General features: G+C 65.7%; 15 protein-coding genes. 9 read left to right on the plus strand and 6 right to left on the minus strand.

Translation table 11 applies throughout. The features are described from left to right. Positions 1 to 152: 152 nt before the first annotated feature. On the plus strand, positions 153 to 1214 hold the full coding sequence (locus tag VAR608DRAFT_RS27275; RefSeq protein ID WP_088956916.1) for a DNA-binding protein: 1062 nt from the start codon (positions 153 to 155) through the stop codon (positions 1212 to 1214). 458 nt (positions 1215 to 1672) lie between these two features. Here VAR608DRAFT_RS27275 and VAR608DRAFT_RS27280 read toward each other — a convergent pair whose 3' ends face one another. Continuing rightward, positions 1673 to 2779 (minus strand): IS110 family transposase, encoded by a 1107-nt coding sequence (locus tag VAR608DRAFT_RS27280; protein ID WP_088956917.1) that lies wholly within the window; start codon positions 2777 to 2779, stop codon positions 1673 to 1675. 497 nt (positions 2780 to 3276) lie between these two features. Further along, positions 3277 to 4308: a LacI family DNA-binding transcriptional regulator gene (locus tag VAR608DRAFT_RS27285; protein ID WP_088956918.1), complete on the minus strand. Its 1032-nt coding sequence runs from the start codon at positions 4306 to 4308 to the stop codon at positions 3277 to 3279. A 285-nt stretch (positions 4309 to 4593) separates the two neighbouring features. On the opposite strand from VAR608DRAFT_RS27285, the gene VAR608DRAFT_RS27290 reads away from it, so the two are divergent. From VAR608DRAFT_RS27290 to gpmA, 8 genes are read left to right on the plus strand one after another with little or no spacing between them, the layout of a single operon-like run. Next, positions 4594 to 5946: a GntP family permease gene (locus tag VAR608DRAFT_RS27290; RefSeq protein WP_088956919.1), complete on the plus strand. Its 1353-nt coding sequence runs from the start codon at positions 4594 to 4596 to the stop codon at positions 5944 to 5946. Positions 5947 to 5956: 10 nt separating this feature from the next. Further along, positions 5957 to 7519: a gluconokinase gene (gene gntK, locus VAR608DRAFT_RS27295; RefSeq protein WP_088956920.1), complete on the plus strand. Its 1563-nt coding sequence runs from the start codon at positions 5957 to 5959 to the stop codon at positions 7517 to 7519. Between the two features lie 28 nt (positions 7520 to 7547). Continuing rightward, positions 7548 to 9185, plus strand: a complete 1638-nt coding sequence (locus VAR608DRAFT_RS27300) for an NADP-dependent glyceraldehyde-3-phosphate dehydrogenase (protein ID WP_088956921.1) — start codon at positions 7548 to 7550, stop codon at positions 9183 to 9185. A 10-nt stretch (positions 9186 to 9195) separates the two neighbouring features. Then, the gene (gene pyk / locus VAR608DRAFT_RS27305) at positions 9196 to 10611 is read left to right on the plus strand and encodes a pyruvate kinase (RefSeq protein WP_088956922.1); all 1416 of its coding nucleotides are present in this window, start codon (positions 9196 to 9198) and stop codon (positions 10609 to 10611) included. A 16-nt stretch (positions 10612 to 10627) separates the two neighbouring features. Next, entirely contained in the window at positions 10628 to 11920 is a 1293-nt protein-coding gene (gene eno, locus VAR608DRAFT_RS27310; protein ID WP_088956923.1) for a phosphopyruvate hydratase, read from the plus strand. 33 nt (positions 11921 to 11953) lie between these two features. Beyond that, positions 11954 to 13879, plus strand: coding sequence for a phosphogluconate dehydratase (gene edd / locus VAR608DRAFT_RS27315; RefSeq protein WP_088956924.1), 1926 nt, complete (start codon positions 11954 to 11956; stop codon positions 13877 to 13879). Beyond that, entirely contained in the window at positions 13876 to 14511 is a 636-nt protein-coding gene (gene eda / locus VAR608DRAFT_RS27320) for a bifunctional 4-hydroxy-2-oxoglutarate aldolase/2-dehydro-3-deoxy-phosphogluconate aldolase (RefSeq protein ID WP_088956925.1), read from the plus strand. The genes edd and eda overlap by 4 nt, the downstream gene beginning before the upstream one ends. Before the next feature lie 22 nt (positions 14512 to 14533). Then, a complete protein-coding gene (gene gpmA, locus VAR608DRAFT_RS27325; protein WP_088956926.1) occupies positions 14534 to 15283 on the plus strand; it encodes a 2,3-diphosphoglycerate-dependent phosphoglycerate mutase in 750 nt (249 codons plus the stop codon). A gap of 112 nt (positions 15284 to 15395) precedes the next feature. Here the strand turns inward: gpmA and VAR608DRAFT_RS27330 are convergent, their stop codons facing one another. The 4 genes from VAR608DRAFT_RS27330 to glcE form a co-directional block, all read right to left on the minus strand. Next, complete coding sequence (locus tag VAR608DRAFT_RS27330) at positions 15396 to 16322, minus strand: DMT family transporter (protein ID WP_088956927.1); 927 nt, start codon at positions 16320 to 16322, stop codon at positions 15396 to 15398. A 66-nt stretch (positions 16323 to 16388) separates the two neighbouring features. Further along, positions 16389 to 17807 carry a pyruvate kinase gene (gene pyk / locus VAR608DRAFT_RS27335; protein WP_088956928.1) on the minus strand — a complete coding sequence of 473 codons (1419 nt, stop codon included), beginning with the start codon at positions 17805 to 17807 and terminating at the stop codon, positions 16389 to 16391. A gap of 65 nt (positions 17808 to 17872) precedes the next feature. Next, a complete protein-coding gene (gene glcF, locus VAR608DRAFT_RS27340) occupies positions 17873 to 19144 on the minus strand; it encodes a glycolate oxidase subunit GlcF (protein WP_088956929.1) in 1272 nt (423 codons plus the stop codon). 6 nt (positions 19145 to 19150) lie between these two features. Next, positions 19151 to 20263: a glycolate oxidase subunit GlcE gene (gene glcE / locus VAR608DRAFT_RS27345; RefSeq protein WP_088956930.1), complete on the minus strand. Its 1113-nt coding sequence runs from the start codon at positions 20261 to 20263 to the stop codon at positions 19151 to 19153. Position 20264 lies beyond the last annotated feature (1 nt).

Genomic DNA, 20264 nt, shown 5'->3' on the forward strand with positions numbered 1-20264 from the left:
TGGACTCGCCCTTGGGCCATCTACGTCCCGCCAAAGTGGACGCGCCGGCGCGTTATTCGTATGCTTTGTTCATCGCACATAGGGTATCTAACGCAATTCATTCGGTCGGGGCCGATAATCTTGCGTTATCGACCCCAATTGGAGGGCTGTCGATGGAACCACGCACTGCGGGCGTCTCGGCGTCCACGCCAACCTCCATGCCACCGATCCGCCGGCGCGGCCCACGCGGGGTCCAGCAGGAAGAGGTGGCTCAAGCAGCCGATGCGCTCCTGGCCCAGGGGCTCAAACCCACCATCGAGCGCGTGCGTCAGCACTTGGGAGGGGGCTCGCCGAACACGGTCAGCCCCATGTTGGATGTCTGGTTTGCAGCTCTCGCGGCGCGCATGGCCGACGCGTCAGAGCCGGTCGAGGACGACTTGCCGCCGAGCTTGCGCGGCGCCTGGAACCACGCCAAACACGAAGCACGCGCGATCGCCGATCAGGCTTTGCAGGACGAGCGCGCGGCGCTCGAGCAAAGCAGAGAACAGTTGTCGCTGGACCAGGAAGCACTCGTCGCGCGCGAAGAGCAGCTGATGGCCACAAAGGCGGCTCTCGACTCAGCCCTGGCCGAGACGCGTCAGACCTGCGACGCGTTGCGCGCCGAGTTGGCGCAGGCGCAGAACGACATCGCGGTGGTTCGCAGTCGATACGAAAGCGAGGTCGAGAAGCTGCGAGGCACCAATGCGCAGTTGCAGCGTGACGCCGTGGTGCTGCGCGACGAGCATGCGCAGGCCTTGTCGAGTCGTGAGACGGCGTGGACACAGGAACGCCAGCGCACGCAGGAACGCGAGGCCGCCCATGAGCGACGCTTTTTGACCGAAGTGGATCAAGCGCGGCAGGCAGCCAAGGCCATTGAGGCGCAGTTGATCAAGGAACGCAAGCGTTGGTCGCAGTGGGAGGAGGCTGCGGATGCAGAGCGGAAAGCGCAACGAGCAGCGGCTGTGGCGGCTCGTGAATCAGAGGACGAGTTGCACGAGCAATTGCTTGAGCAGTCAACTGCGCTTGCTCGGGCTGAAGCTACTTCTCGAGGGCTGGAGGAGCAGTTGGTCGCGACGCGCGAGCAACTGATGGATGAAAAGGGCGCCCATAGCGCCGCGCGCGCTGCACTGGCTCAGGCGATTGCCGCTGTTGCGCAGCGGGCATCAACTCCCAAGCGGTCGTCGCGACGAGGGTAGGACTACGCGAGGGTAAACGTCTCGCGGAAGGTTGAAATTGAACTGGAGTCCGCTGCAAAGCAGCGCTCCACCATAGATCCACGAAGCTCACGACGCAGCCGCGGCCCCTCGATCGAAGTAGCGACTGATATGGCCCGTCTTGTCAAGACGGCGCAGGGGGGGTTCCTCGCGAAGTGTTCGCGATAGCGAGGGACCGACAGTGAAGTTTGAAGGGCGTCACACCGCACCTTGGAGACGACGCGTGCAGCTTCAGCGACGATGAATCACACTGATATCCGCGGTTTGGGTACCGCACTACATGCCTGCGTCGCGGGGCTGCCTCGCTCTAGTAACGGGGATCATCCTGGTGGATGCCCACATAGTCGCCCGGTCGAGGGTTCCCCTATCGTGTGCATTCGTCGGGTTTGCGGGTGCGGTGTGAACACACTCAGTTCAGTGGTGCTTCTGCGTGACAGGGGTTACGCCTGCGGAGGGACCTGGCGGCCCAGATCCCAGACGAAGCCAGCGAGCTCGCGGGCGATGGCCACGCAGACCTTGTTCGGGTGCATGCCTCGCACGCTCAGGCGCCGATAGCGCTGACACAGGCGCAATTGCGCACGCCAGGCAATCGCGCGCACCGCTGCGGGTTGATCTTGCTGTCGCACCTGCAGGACACGGCTGATGCGGGCGGGGAAGCGATAGTTCCAGGCGGCCTCCACGAGCACACGGCGTGCATGCCCGTTGCCGGTCTTGGTAATCTCGCCCTGGCGTCGTGTCGTTCCACTGGAGTGCTCGCTGGGCACCAGACCCAGGTAGCCCATGAGATCGCGCGGATGGGCGAAGCGACGCATGTCGCCCAACTCGGCCACCACCGTGGTGGCCGCCACCAAGTCCAGACCGCGCAGGGTCATCAGCGCGCGCACCACCGCCAGCATGCGCCAGTTCTCGATCTGCTGTGCCAGGGCCTCGGTCAGGCGCCGCACGCGCGCATCGGCCTCGCTGACTGCCAGCCGGTATTCGGTATAGGCAATATCCTGGGCCGGATGCGCGAAGCCGAGTGTGGCCAGATAGCGTTCGTGGGCCGCCGTCCACGACGTCTTGCCCGTGTAGCGGCGCCCGTGGCGCAGCAGCATCGCCTTGAGTTGCTGGCGCGCCTTCAGCCGCGCCCTCACGGCATCCACCCGGGCACGACACAGATCCCGGATGGCCTCATCGCGTTCGTCGGGCACGCTCACCGTCGTCAAGTCGCCCGAACGCGCCAGCGCGGCCAGCTTCAGTGCGTCGCGCCGATCGGTCTTGATGCGCTCTCCCGGCTTGCGCGCAATCAGCGAAGGCGCCACCACCTCGCAGCGCCAGCCCTTGGCGCGCAGCTCGCGCGCCAGCACGTAGCCACAGGGCCCGGCCTCGTACACGATCAACAGCGTCGAGGGCTCGCCCAGCTTGCCCAGCGCCTTGCTCAGCTCGCTCAGGCGAGCACCGACCGTGCCGACAAACCGTGGTGCCTCGCGCCCGACGTGTGCTACCGCGATGGCCGTGGACTGAGCATGGGCATCCAGACCCACAAAAACGGTGCTAACTTCTTCCATGTCTGCCTCCTGTGCAAAGCTGCAGACCACACCCTCGGGTGTTCTGCATGTGGCTCGGCGCACCTCGGTGCGCAACCCACGGTACTCCTGCAGGAGGCAGACCCTTCCCGTCTACCCAATTCCGTCAGCCCGGCCTCCGAGGACGGGCCATCATGTCTAGGGGCGCTACGCGTGACCCTGAAGGGCACGCTCAGGAGCCGGCGCACTCATGGCGGTCGGTGGCCCGGACGTAGTCGGCCTGCACTTCGGGAGCGTGCCCAGAGCAGTCCCAATCGCAAGGTGGCGTAGCAGGGCATTGAGTCGATCCGCTGAATTCCGACAGCATGATCGACTCTGGCAGGATCTGGCAGCGGGATAGTCCGCGGGCGCAGCTCCGTCGATCAATACGTCGCCAGAATCGACGCAGCTGGCGCTCGTCGCCGGTCCGCTCGCAGTCCAGGCGACTCGCGCACGCGAATCCGGAATTTTGACTGCGATCGAAGGCCGGCTGAGATTCGTCAGCTGCTACCTCGCGCAACGAGCTCGAACCCCAAGTCGACCGCGCCTTCGTTCACCGTCTCGCCCCGCATGAGCGCGAGCAGCATTGAGGCGGCCCGCTTGCCAATCTCACTGCGCGGCGTGCGAACGGTGGTCAGTGGCGGCAGCATCTGATCGCTGCCGGCGAGGTCGTTGAAGCCGGCGACAGCCACCCGTTGCGGCACCGTCACGCCCATACGCAACGCGGAGAGCAGGGCACCCTGAGCAAGGTCGTCGTTGCAAAAAAAGATCGCGTCCACGTCGGGTTGGCGCGCCAGCAATTCCTCGAACAACCGGGCTCCGAGCGCCATCGAGGTCGGCGCCGGGTCCAGCACCTCAAGGTTCGGATCGTAGCGGCCGGCATCGCTCAGCGCCTGCCGATAGCCCTGCAGGCGCTGCATCACGCGCGGATCGAGTTGGCCTGCGACATAGGCTATGCGCCGATGCCCGCGCTGCAGCAAATGCTCGGTGATGACACGGCCGGCTGCGTGCTGCGACAGGCCTACGCTGTAGACGCCTGGCTGTGGCGTCGTCTCCATCATGTGCACGCATGGCACCCCGCTGTCGGCAATCATTCGGCGTGCGTTGTCGCTGCGATCGAAGCCGGTCACCAGTAAGCCGGCCGGTGATTGCGCGAGGTAGCTGCGCAGCAGCGTCTCTTCGTCGGACGCCCGATAGTGGGTGACGCCGATCAAGGTCTGGAAGCTATTGGACGCCAAGGTGCTCTGAACAGCTTCGAGCAATTCAACGAACAGCGCGTTAGTCAGCGAAGGAATCAGGACAGCCACGTGCGAGCTGCGCGCAGATGCCAAGGCGCGCGCCGCGATATTCGGTACGTAGCCCAGCTTCTGGACTGCCGCGTGCACGCGCGCGCTGAGTTCCGGCGCGACGTTGCGCTCGCCGCGCAGGGTGCGCGACACGGTGATCGGACTGACGCCCGACACCCGGGCCACGTCGTCTAGCGTAATCCGGCCAGATGAGCGGCCGGGACGGGAGCTGGCGGGGCTTGACATTGACCTGGCTTTTTCGGGTTTGGATTGGGTTTGCGGACACGCGAAGGATAGCGCTATCCAGATCGGACCTGCGCCAAACCAACCGCGCGCTACGCATAGGGTAAACGCCTATTTGGATCGGGATAGCGCTGTCCTAGGATAGCGCTGTCCAAATCGACTGATGGCGGAGGAGGATTGCAGCGAACCGCTGCATTTTTTGCGAAGTGCGGGACAGCGCTATCCAAACAACATCAAGCAGCCATTCCATTTATCGACGGCACCTGGCCGTCGCCTGGAGACAAATTCATGTTCGGCCTAAGCAAAGAACTGTTCCTGATGCTCGATGCGCTCGTCGCGATCATCGGCCTGATCCTGCTCATCACGCGGTGGCGGATCCATCCCTTCATTGCGCTGACGATCGCCGCAGGATTCCTGGGCCTGACCTCGGGCATGCCCGTGGGCCTGGTCATGAAGTCCTTCCAGGACGGCTTCGGAAGCGTGCTGGGCTTCGTGGGCATCGTGCTCGGCCTGGGCACCATGCTCGGCAAGATGATGGCCGAGTCGGGCGGCGCCGACCGCATCGCCCGCACCCTGATCGACGCCTTCGGACGCGATCGCGTGCACTGGGCGATGATGTTCGCGGCGTTCCTGGTGGGCATCCCGCTGTTCTTCGAAATCGGCTTCGTGCTGCTGATCCCGCTGGTCTTCATCGTCGCCAAGCGCACTGGCGTCTCGATGATCAAGATCGGCATCCCGCTGTTGGCCGGCCTCTCGGTGGTCCACGGCCTGGTGCCGCCGCACCCCGGGCCGCTGCTCGCGATCGGGATCTTCGGCGCGGACGTCGGAAAGACCATCTTCTACGGCCTCATCGTGGGCCTGCCGACCGCAATGATCGCGGGCCCTATCTTCGGCAAGTTCATCTCGAAGTATGTGCCGGGCGAGCCGTCGGCCGAACTCATGGAGCAACTGGCGCACGAACCGGAGGCGCGCGACCTGCCGAGCTTCGGCGTCACGCTCGTTACGGTGTTGCTGCCGGTGGCGCTGATGCTGCTCAAGGCCTTCGCCGACGTGACGCTCGACGAGAAGAACGCGGTGCGCCAGTGGCTCGACTTCATCGGCAACCCGATCACCGCCTTGCTGGCCGCGTTGCTGTTGTCGCTCTACACCTTCGGCGTCGCCCGTGGGTTCAACTCGAAGCAGATCCTGAAGTTCGTCGACGAAAGTCTGGCGCCGACCGCGGCGATCGTGCTGATCATCGGCGCCGGCGGCGGCTTCAAGCAGATGCTGGTGGCCAGCGGCGTGGGTGATTCGATCGGCCGGATGGCGCTGCAGGCACAGCTCTCGCCGATCCTGCTGGCGTGGCTCGTGGCCGGCGTGATCCGCATCGCCACAGGTTCGGCGACGGTCGCGACCATCACCGGCGCCGGCATCGTGGCACCGCTCGCCACGATGGTGCCGGGCGTCAACCGGGAATTGCTGGTGCTCGCGACAGGAGCGGGTTCACTCATCCTGTCCCACGTCAACGATGCCGGCTTCTGGCTGGTCAAGCAATACTTCAACATGACCGTCCCCGAGACCTTCAAGACCTGGACGGTGATGGAGACCTTGATCTCGGTGGTTGGCATCATCTTCATCATGCTGCTCGGCATGGTGGTCTGAGGCCCGCGCCATGACTCGCATCGCCATCGGTGTCGACATCGGCACTACCAGCACCAAGGCCGTCGCCTTCACTGTCGATGGGCGTGTGCTGGCCCACCACGCAGTCGACTATCCGTTGCTGCGACCGGAGACCGCCGCCGCCGAGCAAGACCCGGAGCGAATCCTGCAGGCCGCGATGACCGTCATCGCCTCGTGCGTGCAGCAGTGCGACGCGAAGCCGGGCGAGGTGCTGTGCATCTCTTTCAGCGCAGCGATGCACAGCCTGATCCTGGTGGACGAGGCGGGAACGCCGCTCACGCGCAGCATCACCTGGGCCGACAACCGGGCCGCGGCCTGGGCCGAGCGCATCAAGACCGAATGGAACGGTGACGCGATCTACCGCCGCACGGGCACGCCGGTGCATCCGATGTCGCCGCTTGCCAAGCTGGTGTGGCTGCGCCAGGAGCGTGCCGAACTCTTCGGACGTGCCCGGCGCTTCGTCGGGATCAAGGAATACATCTTCTTCCGACTGTTCGGCGTATGGCTCGTCGATCATTCGATCGCTTCGGCGACCGGGCTATTCAATCTGTCGACGCTCGACTGGGATGCCGAGGCGCTCGCGCTCGCCGGCGTGACACCTGCACAACTCTCGCAGCCCGTGCCCACGACGCGGCATGTTGCGGGACTCTCCGCGGATACGGCACTCCGCCTGGGCCTCGCGAAGGACACACCCTTCGTGCTGGGCGCCAATGACGGCGTGTTGTCGAACCTGGGCGTGAACGCCATATCGCGCGGCGAGGTGGCCGTCACCATCGGCACCAGCGGCGCCATGCGCACCGTGGTCGACCGGCCGCTCACCGATCCTTCGGCCCGCACCTTCTGCTATGCGCTTACGGAGCGGCACTGGGTCGTCGGCGGTCCCGTCAACAACGGCGGCGTGATCCTGCGATGGGTGCGCGACGAATTCGCGGCCGCCGAGGCCGAGACCGCCAAACGCCTGGGCATCGACACGTACGAGGTGCTCACGCGCATCGCAGAGCGAATCTCCGCGGGCGCCGAGGGCCTGCTGTTCCACCCGTTCCTCGCCGGCGAGCGGGCACCGTACTGGAACGCCAACCTGCGCGGCTCCTTCTTCGGCCTGGCAATGCACCATCGCAAGGAGCACATGATCCGTGCCGTGCTGGAAGGCGTGATCTTCAACCTCTACAGCATCCTGCCCGCAGTCGAGTCGATCGTCGGACCGAGCACCAGCATCAAGGCCACGGGCGGCTTCGCGCGCTCGGGCATGTGGCGCCAGATGATGTCCGATGTGTTCGATCGCGAAGTGGTCGTGCCGGAGAGCTTCGAAAGCTCCTGCCTCGGCGCCGCGGTGCTCGGGCTGTACGCGCTGGGGCATATCGATTCGCTCGAGGTCGTGGCCGGTATGGTCGGCGCCACGCATCGCCACACCCCGAACGCACAGAACGTCCCGATCTACCAGCGTCTGCTCCCGATTTACCAATCGCTGCCAACGAAGCTGGCGGACGAATACCGTGCCATCGCGGAGTTCCAGCAGCAGATGGCTGCGCCGCCCGCAACGCACACGGGTGCCTGAAACCCCTCCACTTCATCTCGGAGAAACCATGACCAGCGACCGCAGCGCCCAACTCGCACAGCACTTTCCTGCCCTCGAAGACATCCCGGCCGAATACCGTCTGGCCGAACAGGTGCACCAGCGCCATTCGCTCGTTGCCGGACGACTGGTCGAATGGAACGGACCGAGCAAGACCGTGCTGTCGCCGGTGTGCACGCGCGACGCCGCCACAGGCGAAGCGCGCCAGGTCGAGATCGGCAGCTACCCGGTGATGGGCGAGGCCGAGAGCGACGCCGCGCTCGACGCGGCGGTGGCAGCCTATGCCAACGGCCGCGGCCAGTGGCCCACGATGGGCGTTGCCGCGCGCATCGCCTGCATGCAGGAGTTCGTGCGCCGCATGGCGCAGCAGCGCGAGCTGATCGTGAACCTGATCATGTGGGAGATCGGCAAGAGCCTCGCCGATTCGCGCAAGGAGTTCGATCGCACCGTCGAGTACATCCAGGCGACCATCCAGGCGCTGAAGGACCTCGACAACGCAAGCTCGCGCTTCGAGATCGCCGAAGGCACCATCGGCCAGATCCGGCGCACACCGCTCGGCGTGGTGCTCTGCATGGGTCCGTACAACTACCCCTTGAACGAGACCTTCGCGACGCTGATCCCCGCGCTGCTGATGGGCAACACCGTGGTGTTCAAGCCGCCGCAGTACGGCACGCTGCTGTTCCATCCGCTGCTGGAGGCCTTCCGATCGGCCTTTCCCGCGGGTGTGATCAACACCATCTACGCACCCGGCGCGCTGGTGGTGCCGCGGCTGCTGGCCTCCGGCAAGGTCAACGTGCTGGCGCTGATCGGTTCGAGCAAGGTGGCCGACCACCTGAAGAAGCAGCATCCGAAGTCGCACCGCCTGCGGGCGATCCTCGGGCTCGACGCCAAGAACGCCGCGATCATCCTGCCCGACGCCGACATCGAGCTCACGGTCAAGGAATGCCTCCTGGGCGCGCTGTCGTTCAACGGCCAACGCTGCACGGCGCTCAAGATGCTGATCGTGCACCGCTCGATCGCCGATCGCTTCCTGCAGCGCTTCGTCGAAGAGCTCGACAAGCTCAAGATCGGCATGCCGTGGGAGAGCGGGGTAAGCATCACGCCGCTGCCGGGACTTCATCGCACGGCCTACATGACCGAGGCGCTGGACGATGCCCGCGCGAAGGGCGCACGCATCGTCAACGAGGGCGGCGGCGAGTTCTGCCAGACGCTGTTCCATCCCGCGGTGGTGTACCCGGTCGCCGAAGGCATGAAGCTCTATCGCGAGGAGCAGTTCGGCCCGCTGGTGCCGGTGATGCCCTTCGACGACGTCGAGACTGCGCTCGACTACGTCATCACCTCGGACCACGGCCAGCAGGTCAGCATCTTCGGTTCCGACCCCGGCCAGATCGGTGCGCTGGTCGATCCGCTGGTCAACCAGGTCTGCCGCGTCAACATCAACTGCCAATGCCAGCGCGGCCCGGATGTGTTTCCCTTTGCCGGCCGCAAGGATTCGGCCGAGGGCACGCTGTCGGTGGCCGATGCGCTGCGGGCCTTCTCGATCCGCTCGATGGTGGCCGCGAAGCAGACCGAGCCAAGCAAGAAGCTGCTCAATGCAATCGTGCAGGACCACCAATCCAGCTTCATCAACACCGGCTTCATCCTCTGAGGGGCGGGTCATGCATCGCCAACGCCACGCCAAGATCGTCGCCACCCTCGGGCCGGCGAGCTCCGACGCCGAAACCATCCGCGCACTGTTCGATGCCGGCGCCGACGTGTTCCGCTTCAACTTCAGCCATGGCAGCCATGAGCAGCACCGCGCGCGCTACGACATCGTGCGGCGCATCGAGCAGGAGACGGGCAGGCCGATCGCCATCCTGCTCGACCTGCAAGGGCCCAAGCTGCGAGTCGGCAGCTTTGCAGACGGCCCGGTCACGCTGGTCGCCGGCAACGCATTTCGCCTCGACCTCGATAGCGCGCCGGGCAACTCGCAGCGCGCACCGCTGCTTCATCCGGAGATCTTCGCAGCGCTCAAGGCAGGGACCGACCTGTTGCTCGACGACGGCAAGATCCGCCTGCGCGTGGAGGCTTGCGGTCCGGACTTCGCAGACACAGCCGTCATCGCGGGCGGCGTTCTTTCCGAGCGCAAGGGGGTCAACGTGCCTCAGGTGCTGCTGCCGATCTCGGCGCTGACGGCCAAGGACCGTGCCGACCTCGACTTCGGTCTGCAGCTCGGCGTCGACTGGGTGGCACTGTCCTTCGTGCAGCGGCCCGAGGACATGCAGGAGTTGCGCGAGATCGTGCAGGGTCGCGCGGGCGTGCTCGCCAAGCTGGAGAAGCCCGCAGCGATCGAGCGGCTCGACGCCATCGTCGCGCTGTCCGATGCAGTGATGGTCGCGCGCGGCGACCTCGGCGTGGAGATGCCCGCCGAGCAGGTGCCGCGCATCCAGAAGCGCATCGTGCGTGCGTGCCGCGATGCCGGCAAGCCGGTGATCGTCGCGACGCAGATGCTCGAGTCGATGATCAGCGCGCCGGTGCCCACGCGCGCCGAAGCGTCGGATGTCGCGACGGCCATCTACGACGGGGCGGACGCTGTGATGCTGTCGGCCGAGTCAGCATCGGGCCAATACCCGCGCGAGGCGGTCGCGATGATGGACCGCATCATTGCCGAGGTGGAGCGCGATCCGCACTACCGCACGGTGATCGACGCATCGCACAGCGCGCCCCAGCCGACGGTGGCCGATGCGATCTGCTCGTCGCTGCGGCAGACCGCGAGCCTGGTGCCGGTGGCGGCCATGGTCACCTACACACGTTCCGGCTATACGAGCCTGCGCGCGGCGCGCGAGCGCCCCGTGGTGCCGGTCGTCAGCATCACCCCCGAACTACCGGTCGCGCGCCGGCTCGCGCTGGCTCGGGGTGTGCACTCCGTGCATGTCGAACACGACGTCAGCGACGTGCCGGGGATGGTCGAGACGGGCTGCGCCGTGGCCCGCAACGAAGGCTACGCCAAGCCCGGCGACATCGTCGTGATCGCTGCCGGCATGCCCTTCGGCAAGGCCGGAACCACCAACCTGCTGCACATCGCACGCGCATAACGGAAGGAGCATTTTTATGACGAACATTAAGCACATCCAGGGCATCGAAATCCTCGACTCACGAGGAAACCCGACCGTCGCTGCGGCGGTCATCCTCGACTCGGGCGCGAGCGGCTTTGCGGCAGCGCCCTCGGGCGCGTCGACCGGATCACGCGAGGCGGTCGAGTTGCGCGACCAGGACCCACAGCGCTATCTCGGCAAGGGCGTGACCCGTGCCGTGGCGCACATCAATGGAGAGCTGAGCGATGCGCTGCTTCGCAGCGACGTCGCGGACCAGAAGGCCATCGATGACCTGATGGTCGCACTCGATGGCACACCCAACAAATCGCGTCTGGGCGCCAACGCCATTCTTGCCGTCTCGCTCGCCGTCGCCAAGGCGGCCGCTGCTGAAGGTGGCTTGCCGCTCTATCGGCATCTCGCGCCGCAGGGACAGCGCAAGCTGGAGATGCCCGTGCCGATGATGAATATCGTCAACGGTGGCGCGCATGCGGACAACAATGTCGACATCCAGGAGTTCATGATCCTGCCGGTCGGCGCGCCGAGCTTTCGCGAGGCATTGCGCTACGGTGTCGAGGTCTTCCATGCCTTGAAGTCGGTGCTGAAGGCGAAGGGCCTGGCCACTGCCGTCGGCGACGAAGGCGGTTTCGCGCCCGACCTGCCGTCAAACGAGGCGGCGCTCGAGACGATCCTGAGCGCGATCGACAAGGCTGGCTTCAAGGCAGGCAAGGACATCTGGCTCGGCCTCGATGCGGCCAGTTCCGAGTTCTACAGGGACGGGCACTATGAACTCGCATCCGAAGGCAAGCGTTTCGACTCGGCAGGCTTCGTTGACTACCTCGCCAAGTTGGCCGGGAACTATCCGATCCTGTCGATCGAGGACGGCCTGGCCGAAGACGACTGGACAGGGTGGAAGTTGCTCACCGAGCGACTTGGCAACAAGGTGCAGTTGGTCGGCGACGACCTGTTCGTCACCAACACATCCATCTTTCAGCGTGGCATTGCGGAGGGCATCGCCAACTCGATTCTGATCAAGCCCAATCAGATCGGCACGCTCACCGAGACGCTCGCCGCCATCGACATGGCCGTTGGCGCTGGCCGGTCGGCTGTCGTGTCGCATCGCTCGGGCGAGACCGAGGACGTCACCATCGCCGACCTAGCCGTTGCAACCGGGGCGACGCAGATCAAGACCGGCTCGCTGTGTCGCTCTGACCGCGTTGCCAAATACAACCGCCTGCTCGTGATCGAGCAAGAACTGGGTTCCGATGCCGTTTACGGCGGCCGCGATGCATTCCCGGTCCTGCGTGGTTAAAGGTCGGTCGCAGCCTTGCTGTTCGAGATAACCATGACGAACCTCCATCCAGTGCTTGCCGCGGTCACCGACCGCATCCGCATCCGCAGCGCGGCATCGCGTACCACCTACCTGTCGCGGCTCGAACGAGCCCGTGCCAAGGGCCCCATCCGCCAGGCCCTCGGCTGCACGAACCTGGCCCACGGCTATGCCGCAGCACCTGCCGGGGACAAGATCATGCTGCGCGAGATGCGGCGACCCAACGTGGCGATCGTCTCCTCGTACAACGACATGCTGTCGGCGCACCAACCCTTCGAGCGCTACCCCGAGATCATCAAGCGGGCGGCGCGAGAGGCCGGTGCGACGGCGCAGTTCGCGGGCGGCGTGCCCGCCATGTGCGACGGCGTCACGCAGGGCGAGCCCGGCATGGAACTGTCGCTCTTCAGTCGCGACGTGATCGCCATGGCGACAGCGGTGGCGCTGTCGCACAACATGTTTGACGCGGCGCTGTGCCTGGGCATCTGCGACAAGATCGTTCCGGGCCTTCTGATCGGCGCGCTGCAGTTCAGCCACCTGCCGGCGATCTTCGTGCCGGGCGGGCCGATGCCTTCGGGCATCTCCAACGACGAGAAAGCGCGCGTGCGCCAGCGCTTCGCCAAGGGGGAAGTCGGTCGCGACGCGCTGCTCGAATCCGAGGAGAAGTCCTACCACGGCGCGGGCACCTGCACCTTCTACGGCACGGCAAACAGCAACCAGATGCTGATGGAGGTGATGGGGCTGCACCTGCCGGGTGCCGCCTTCGTCAATCCGAACACGCCGTTGCGCGATGCGCTGACTGCGGCGGCTGCGAAGCGCGCCACGGAGATCGGCGCCGAGGGCACTGAATACGCACCGATCGGCCACGTGGTCGACGAGCGCGCGATCGCCAACGCCATCGTCGGCCTGCTCGCCACGGGTGGCTCGACCAATCACACGATCCACCTCGTCGCCATTGCGCGCGCCGCGGGCATCGTCATCAACTGGGACGACTTCCGCGACCTCTCGGAAGTGGTGCCGCTGCTGGCCCGCGTCTATCCGAACGGCAAGGCCGACGTCAACCAGTTCCATGCCGCGGGCGGCATGGCGCATGTGATCGGCGAACTGCTCGATGCCGGGCTGCTGCATGGCGACACGCTCACGGTGGCCGGCGCGGGTGGCCTGGCGCGCTATCGCCAGCAGCCGTATCTCGACGAGGGCGGCCGCCTCGCATGGCGTGATGCGCCGCGGGCGAGCGCGGAAGCCGGCGTCCTCGCGACGGTCTCGGCGCCGTTCAGCGCCGATGGTGGACTGAAGCTGCTCACGGGTAACCTCGGACGCGCCGTCATCAAGACCTCGGCCGTGAAGCCCGAACACCGCATCGTGCAAGCGCCGGCGATCGTGTTCAACACGCAAGAAGCGGTAATCGCTGCCTTCGATCGCGGCGAACTGCAGCGCGACTTCGTGGCGGTGGTGCGCTTCCAGGGGCCGCGCGCCAATGGCATGCCAGAGCTGCACAAGCTCACGCCCATCCTCGGTGTGCTGCAAGACCAGGGCTTCCGCGTGGCGCTGGTCACCGACGGCCGCATGTCCGGCGCTTCCGGCAAGGTGCCGGCAGCGATCCACCTCACGCCCGAGTGCCTCGCCGGCGGTCCGCTGGCGCGGGTACGCGACGGCGATCTCATCGTGCTGGATGGCGAACGCGGTGTGCTCGAAGTCCGCGTCGCCGCCGCCGAGTGGCAGGCGCGCAAGCCCGCAGGCGCCGATCTCGGCGAGTCGCACTACGGCACGGGCCGTGAACTGTTCGCGGCCTTCCGCGCCAACGCGCTGGGCGCCGAGGCGGGGGCGGTCACCTTCCATGCGGCCGAGGCGGGTGCGTCGGACACTGGGGCGCACGGCACACACGGAGCGCATGCCGCGCCCGTTCACGACCATTTCGTATTCGCACAAGGAGCCACGGCATGAACGTCCTGCAGATCATGCGCACCAGACCGGTGATCCCGGTCATCGTCATCGACCGGCTGGAAGACGCGGTGCCCCTGGCGCGCGCGCTGGTGACAGGCGGCATCCGGGTGCTGGAGGTGACCTTGCGCACGCCGGTGGCGCTGAAGGCGATCGAGGCCATCGCGAACGAGGTCGAAGGCGCGATCACCGGCGTGGGCACCATCACGCGGCCGGAGGACTTCGACGCGGCGCTCAAGGCCGGCGCGCTGTTCGGCGTGAGCCCGGGCTTGACGCCAGGGCTGGTGGCGGCGGCCCGGGACAGCGCGCTGCCCCTGCTGCCCGGCGTGATGACGCCCTCGGACGTGATCGCCGCGCGCGCGGCGGGCTTCACCGAACTCAAGCTCTTCCCGGCGCAGCAGGCCGGCGGCATCGGCATGCTGAAGGCCCTCGGCGGACCGTTCCCCGATGTGAGCTTCTGCCCGACCGGCGGGATCAGTGTCGCCACGGCACCGGACTTCCTCGCCTTGCCCAATGTGGCCTGCGTCGGGGGTTCGTGGCTGACACCGGCCGACGCGGTCGCCGCGCGGGACTGGGGCCGCATCACGACGCTGGCCCGCGAGTCCCTGGACCTGCGGCGCTCCGCGAGCCGATGAACCTCCTCACCAAGGACCGATCATGAAGAAACTCGTTCTCCTTCGCCATGGCGAATCGACCTGGAACCGGGAAAACCGCTTCACCGGCTGGACCGATGTCGGCCTGACCGACACGGGCCTGGCGGAAGCCCGCGCAGCCGGCCAGCTGCTGAAGCAGGAAGGCTACGACTTCGACGTGGCCTACACCTCGGTGCTCAAGCGGGCCATCAAGACGCTGTGGACCGTGCTCGAAGAGATGGATCGCATGTGGATCCCGGTCCACCATTCCTGGCGCCTCAACGAACGCCACTACGGCGCCCTGCAGGGTCTCAACAAATCGGAGACGGCGGCGCAGTACGGCGACGCGCAAGTCAAGATCTGGCGCCGCGCCTACGACGTGGCGCCGCCGTCGCTGGAGGACGGCGACCCCCGGATCGAGGCGTCGGATCCCCGCTACCTCGAACTGGGTGCCGGCGGATTTCCCAGGACCGAATGCCTGAAGGACACGGTGGCGCGCTTCCTGCCCCACTGGCATTCCACCATCGCGCCGGCCGTGCAGTCGGGTCAGCGTGTGGTCGTCGCGGCCCATGGCAACAGCTTGAGGGCGCTGATCAAATACCTCGACAACGTCTCTGACGCCGACATCGTCGAGCTGAACATTCCCACCGGCCAGCCCCTGGTGTACGAGCTGGACGACCAGCTCAAGCCCTTGCGGCACTACTACCTTGGCGATGAAGAGGCGATCAAGGCCTCCTTGCAAGCCGTGGCCAATCAGGGAAAGTCGGGCGCTTAGAGTATCAACCCGGGCGGGTCAAGGTACGGCGCGAATCAATCGCTTGATCCCCTGCCTTCGACACCTGAAACGTGCTGGCGGAGGAGGTTCTCAGACGGATTGACCCTTTGCGTCACTTCGGCCTGAGCAGACGAAGCAACGAAGCTCTGCCGCCGAGCAACACCGTCCCAACACCGCCCAAGACGATGAGACAGATACCTCCAACCGTCCAGCGGTCAGGTGCGTGATGAAACAGCACCGCACTGATCGAGGCTGCAAAGCCGATCTGCGCGTAGGCGAATGGCATCAGAAGTGAGAGCGGCGCAGTCCGGACCGCGGCTGCCATGCTCACCTGGCCCAGGGTCGCCAATGTGCCTATCAGCAGCAGAAGTGCCCAATGCGCCGTATTCATGCTTCGAAGCGTAGGCACGATGTCGAGAGGCAAGAACCAAAGGACCAGTCCGAGGGCGCAGGTGATGAAGAGGGCGGACAGAAAATTGGTGAGGATCAGGTCATCGATGGCCGCAACACGTCGGGTCACCAACTGGAAAACGGCATAGCAGAGAGCTGCGAATATCGGCAGCAACGCGCCCCATCCGATGGAACCTTCGCCCGTTGGACGAACCACGGCGAGCATCCCGGCGACTCCGAATGCGACCAATATCCATCGTGCAGGGGGCATGGGCTCCTTCAGTACAACCGCCGCCAAGACGGTCGTCGCGACTGGCGCCAGCAACACAAGTGCGGTGAACTCCGCGAGCGGAACATGCTGAACCCCGTAAAACGAGGCGGTTGAATTGCACAGGAGCAGAATCCCGCGAATCGCCTGAAGCATGGGGGCCCGGGTCTTGAATTTGAACGACCCGCTCCTGGTGTAGTGCCAAGTCGCCATGACACCGCTTTGGAATATGTACCTGGCCCACAAGAGCACCAGTACGGGGACGAAGCCGCCGAGATATTTGATGGTCGCATCGCTGCCCGCAAAGCTGCACGAGGCCAGCAGGACCAGGGCGATACCGCTGCCGAGACCTGAACTGTCGGGGACTGGTCGCCTCACCATGAGATGGACACCCCGTGTGATCGCGGGTCTTCGTTGCGGATCCCGGGGTGCCTTGGGGAGAAGGAACTAGGCAATTTGCGCGATGCGCAGAAGGTTGGTCGTGCCGGAAGTGCCGAACGGCATACCGGCAGAGATGACGACGGTCTGGCCGCGACTGCCGAACCCCTCCTTCAGTGCGGTCTGGCATGCGAGATCGCTCATCTCGGGCACATCGACGACTTCATGGCACAGGACGGCGTGCACCCCCCAAACGAGCGCGAGTCGTCGCGCAGTGGCCAGTCGCGGGGTCATCCCGATGATGGGTGCCTGTGGCCGCTCGCGAGACATGCGCACGGCGGAGTAGCCGGAACTCGTATAGGCAACCGTCGCCGCCGCCTTGAGCAGGCCGGCGACGTCACGGAGTGCACCGCCGATGGCGTCGGCTGCCACCGACATCGGCTTCGGTCTGGAGGCGTCGACCGTTTCTCGGTAGTTTGGATCACCCTCGGTATGGGCAATGATGTTGCTCATGATCTTGACGGCTTCGATGGGGAAGCGGCCGCTGGCGGATTCCGCGGAAAGCATTACTGCATCTGCGCCTTCGTAGACGGCGGTTGCAACGTCCGAAGCCTCGGCCCGCGTGGGAACAGGGGAGGTGACCATGGATTCCAGCATCTGCGTGGCAACGATGACCGGCTTTCCGGCCGCCCGGCAAGCGCGCACGATGCGCTTCTGGATTGCCGGTACCTGCTCAGCAGGCATCTCGACGCCGAGATCCCCGCGCGCGACCATGATCGCGTCAGCCTCTGCGACGATGGAGTCGAGCGAGGCGATCGCTGCGGGCTTCTCGAGTTTGGCGATGATCCCGGCGCGGCCGTTGACGATGGATCGGACTTCCGTGATGTCTTCCGGGCGCTGGACGAACGACAAGGCGACCCAGTCGACGCCGAGTTGGAGTCCGAAGGCCAAGTCTGCCCGGTCTTTTTCGGTCAGAGCGGACAGCGGCAGGACCACGCCCGGCACGTTTACCCCTTTGCGGTCGGAGAGCTTGCCACCCGTCACGACACGGGTCTGCGCAAAGTCCGAGCCAAATTGCTCCACCCGCAGTCGCAGCCGTCCGTCATCGAGCAGGAGATCGGTGCCTGCCTCGAGGGCAGCAAAGATCTCCGGATGGGGCATCGCCACGCGTGTGCTGTCGCCCGGTGTTTTCGTGTCGAGATCGAGCCTGAACGATTCGCCTTCCACAAGCGTGATCGGACCATTCGGAAAGGTGCCGATCCGGAGCTTGGGGCCCTGCAGATCCAGCAGCACACCGACGGGGCGGCCGCAATCGCGTTCGACCTCGCGGATGAGATCAAGCCGGCGTCGGTGATCCTCATGCTTGCCGTGGCTGAAGTTCAGGCGAAAGACATCCGCTCCCGCTTCGAAGAGTGCCTGGATAGTTTGCCGTTCGTCACTCGCTGGGCCGAGAGTTGCAACAATCTTGGCGTGTTTGGTTCGTCGCATTCGTGTGCTCCTAGTGGATTCACCGGACTGGATGTCATCGGTGCATGAGATTTGAGACAGGGGATTCAGACTCCGTGCCGCTTCACTGATGGGGACGGATGCGCCTCGCGATCGCGTGAGAGGGCTTCGTCCAGCAGTTCGACCCAGTGGCGTACTGGCACTTCGCTGCCGCTTTGCAGGTGCGTGATGCAGCCGATGTTGGCCGACACGATGGCGGTTGGTCTAAGCTGGTTCAGATGGCCGAGCTTGCGGTCCCGAAGCTGGTAGGACAGCTCCGGCTGCAACACCGAATAGGTGCCCGCGGAGCCACAGCACAGGTGCGATTCGTTCTGCGCGACCTGCACGTCGAAGCCCAGCGCGTGCAGGTGCTTCTCAACGCCGCCGCGCAGCTTCTGGCCGTGTTGCAGCGTGCACGGCGGGTGATAGGCAATCAGACCATTGCGCGGTCTTAGGCGAGACCGCAGCTTGGGCGCGATGTCCGGTAGCAGCTCACTCATGTCGCGCGTGATCGCGCTGATGTGCGCGGCCTTCTCCGCATAGGCTGGGTCGTCCTTGAGCATGTGGCCGTACTCGCGCACCGTGACGCCGCAGCCCGAGGCGTTCATGACGATCGCCTCGACTTCGTTGCGCTCGACCTGCGGCCACCAGGCGTCGATGTTCGCGCGCATCTGCGCCTTGCCGCCGTCGTGGTCGTTCAGATGGAACTTGATGGCGCCGCAGCATCCCGCGCTCGGTGCGACCACCGCCTGGATGTAGGCGGCATCGAGCACTCGCGCGGTCGCGCTGTTGATGTTGGGCGACATCGCAGGCTGCACACAGCCCGCGAGCATCAGCATCTTGCGTGCATGCGTGCGCGTCGGCCATGCGCCCGCCGGGCGCACCTCAGGCACCTTGGCCCTGAGCTTCGCGGGCAGCAGACCGCGCACTGATTGCCCGAGCTTCATCGCCGGAGCGAAGAACGATGAGGTCAGCCCTTCTTTCAAGGTCCAGCGCAGCGCGTTGTCCATGGGTGGACGCGGCACCTTGTCCTCGACGATCTTGCGGCCGATGTCGATCAGATGGCCGTACTGCACGCCGCTCGGGCAAGTGCTCTCGCAGTTACGACAGGTGAGGCAGCGATCGAGATGAAGCTGCGTGCTTTGCGTCGGCGCCTTGCCTTCGAGCACCTGCTTGATGAGGTAGATGCGGCCCCGCGGCCCATCGAGCTCGTCGCCGAGCAACTGATAGGTCGGGCAAGTGGCGGTGCAGAAGCCGCAGTGCACGCACTTGCGCAGGATCGCCTCGGCTTCGCGGCCTTCGGGCGTGTTCTTGAATTCGGGGGCCAGTTCGGTCTGCATGCTGGTTCAGGCTGCGGGGTAGAGCCGCCCACGATGGAAGACGGCGTGAGGATCGAACTCCTGCATCAATGCGCGGTGGATGCGCTCAACCGGCCCACTAAGCGCATCGAAGCGGCCCAGCACGCGATGGCCGTGCGCATCCGAGGGCCGGAACAACGTCGCGTGCCCGCCAGCAGCCTGCGCGGCGGCGCGCAACTGAGGACGCTGGTCGGGCGGCGCGAGATACCAGCGCCGCCCGCCGTGCCATTCGACCAGCGTGCTGCCGGCGACATCGAGCACCGGTGCGGTCTGCGGCACCGCAAGGCGCCAGAGGTCGTGCTCGGCATGGCTCGAGAACCAGGCGTGGCGCTGGTCGCGGAGCGCCTGCCATCCGGCGGCAGAATCTTCGGGGTCTTGCCGCTCGCCGCCGAGCTGCGTGCAGGCCGCTTGCACTGCCGCCGAAGCTCCGCGCAAACGCAGCGAAAGAAAGCCGGCGCCCTCGCGCTCGCGCCAGACGCTCGCGTTCAGCGGCAACGGGCGGCCGCCCCATTCATTGAGCAGCCGAAGCGCATCGGACTGCGTGCAGGCGAACTCCAGCGTGGCCTCGGCCGGCGCGACCGGCAGCACCTTGAGGCTCACTTCCGCGATCACGCCAAGTACGCCCAGCGAGCCCGCGAGCACGCGCGAAACGTCGTAGCCCGCGACGTTCTTCATCACCTGTCCGCCGAAGATCAGCACTTCGCCCCGCCCGTTGACCAGCACCGCGCCAAGCACGAAGTCGCGCACCGAACCCACACTGGCGCGCGAAGGTCCGCTGAGGCCCGCAGCGACCATGCCGCCCACTGTTCCGCCATCGGCGAAACGCGGGGGTTCGAATGCGAGGCACTGGCCCTTTTCGGCGAGCGCCGCTTCGAGCTCGGCCAGGGGCGTGCCTGCACGCACGGTGACGACCAGCTCGCTCGGTTCGTAGCTGGTGATGCCGGTCAGGCCTGCGGTTGAGAGAGGCTCGCCTTGCGGCGGTTCGCCGTAGAAGTCCTTGGTTCCGCCGCCCTGGATGGACAGCATGGTGCCAGCGGCGGCGGCAGCGCGGATGCGTTCGGTGATCTCAAGCAAGGCAGGAGGAGTAAAGGAACTGCCCATG

Origin of the sequence: Variovorax sp. HW608 (assembly GCF_900090195.1) — a bacterium.
Lineage (GTDB): Bacteria > Pseudomonadota > Gammaproteobacteria > Burkholderiales > Burkholderiaceae_C > Variovorax.

Bases quoted from the DNA above. Each gene is read 5' to 3' on its own strand.
- pyk (WP_088956922.1), top strand. From the start codon at position 9,196: ATGCATCGCCAACGCCACGCCAAGATCGTCGCCACCCTCGGGCCGGCG.
- eno (WP_088956923.1), top strand. From the start codon at position 10,628: ATGACGAACATTAAGCACATCCAGGGCATCGAAATCCTCGACTCACGA.
- glcE (WP_088956930.1), bottom strand. From the start codon at position 20,263: ATGGGCAGTTCCTTTACTCCTCCTGCCTTGCTTGAGATCACCGAACGC.
- VAR608DRAFT_RS27275 (WP_088956916.1), top strand. From the start codon at position 153: ATGGAACCACGCACTGCGGGCGTCTCGGCGTCCACGCCAACCTCCATG.
- glcF (WP_088956929.1), bottom strand. From the start codon at position 19,144: ATGCAGACCGAACTGGCCCCCGAATTCAAGAACACGCCCGAAGGCCGC.
- gntK (WP_088956920.1), top strand. From the start codon at position 5,957: ATGACTCGCATCGCCATCGGTGTCGACATCGGCACTACCAGCACCAAG.
- VAR608DRAFT_RS27290 (WP_088956919.1), top strand. From the start codon at position 4,594: ATGTTCGGCCTAAGCAAAGAACTGTTCCTGATGCTCGATGCGCTCGTC.
- eda (WP_088956925.1), top strand. From the start codon at position 13,876: ATGAACGTCCTGCAGATCATGCGCACCAGACCGGTGATCCCGGTCATC.
- edd (WP_088956924.1), top strand. From the start codon at position 11,954: ATGACGAACCTCCATCCAGTGCTTGCCGCGGTCACCGACCGCATCCGC.
- pyk (WP_088956928.1), bottom strand. From the start codon at position 17,807: ATGCGACGAACCAAACACGCCAAGATTGTTGCAACTCTCGGCCCAGCG.
- VAR608DRAFT_RS27330 (WP_088956927.1), bottom strand. From the start codon at position 16,322: ATGGTGAGGCGACCAGTCCCCGACAGTTCAGGTCTCGGCAGCGGTATC.
- VAR608DRAFT_RS27300 (WP_088956921.1), top strand. From the start codon at position 7,548: ATGACCAGCGACCGCAGCGCCCAACTCGCACAGCACTTTCCTGCCCTC.
- gpmA (WP_088956926.1), top strand. From the start codon at position 14,534: ATGAAGAAACTCGTTCTCCTTCGCCATGGCGAATCGACCTGGAACCGG.
- VAR608DRAFT_RS27280 (WP_088956917.1), bottom strand. From the start codon at position 2,779: ATGGAAGAAGTTAGCACCGTTTTTGTGGGTCTGGATGCCCATGCTCAG.
- VAR608DRAFT_RS27285 (WP_088956918.1), bottom strand. From the start codon at position 4,308: ATGTCAAGCCCCGCCAGCTCCCGTCCCGGCCGCTCATCTGGCCGGATT.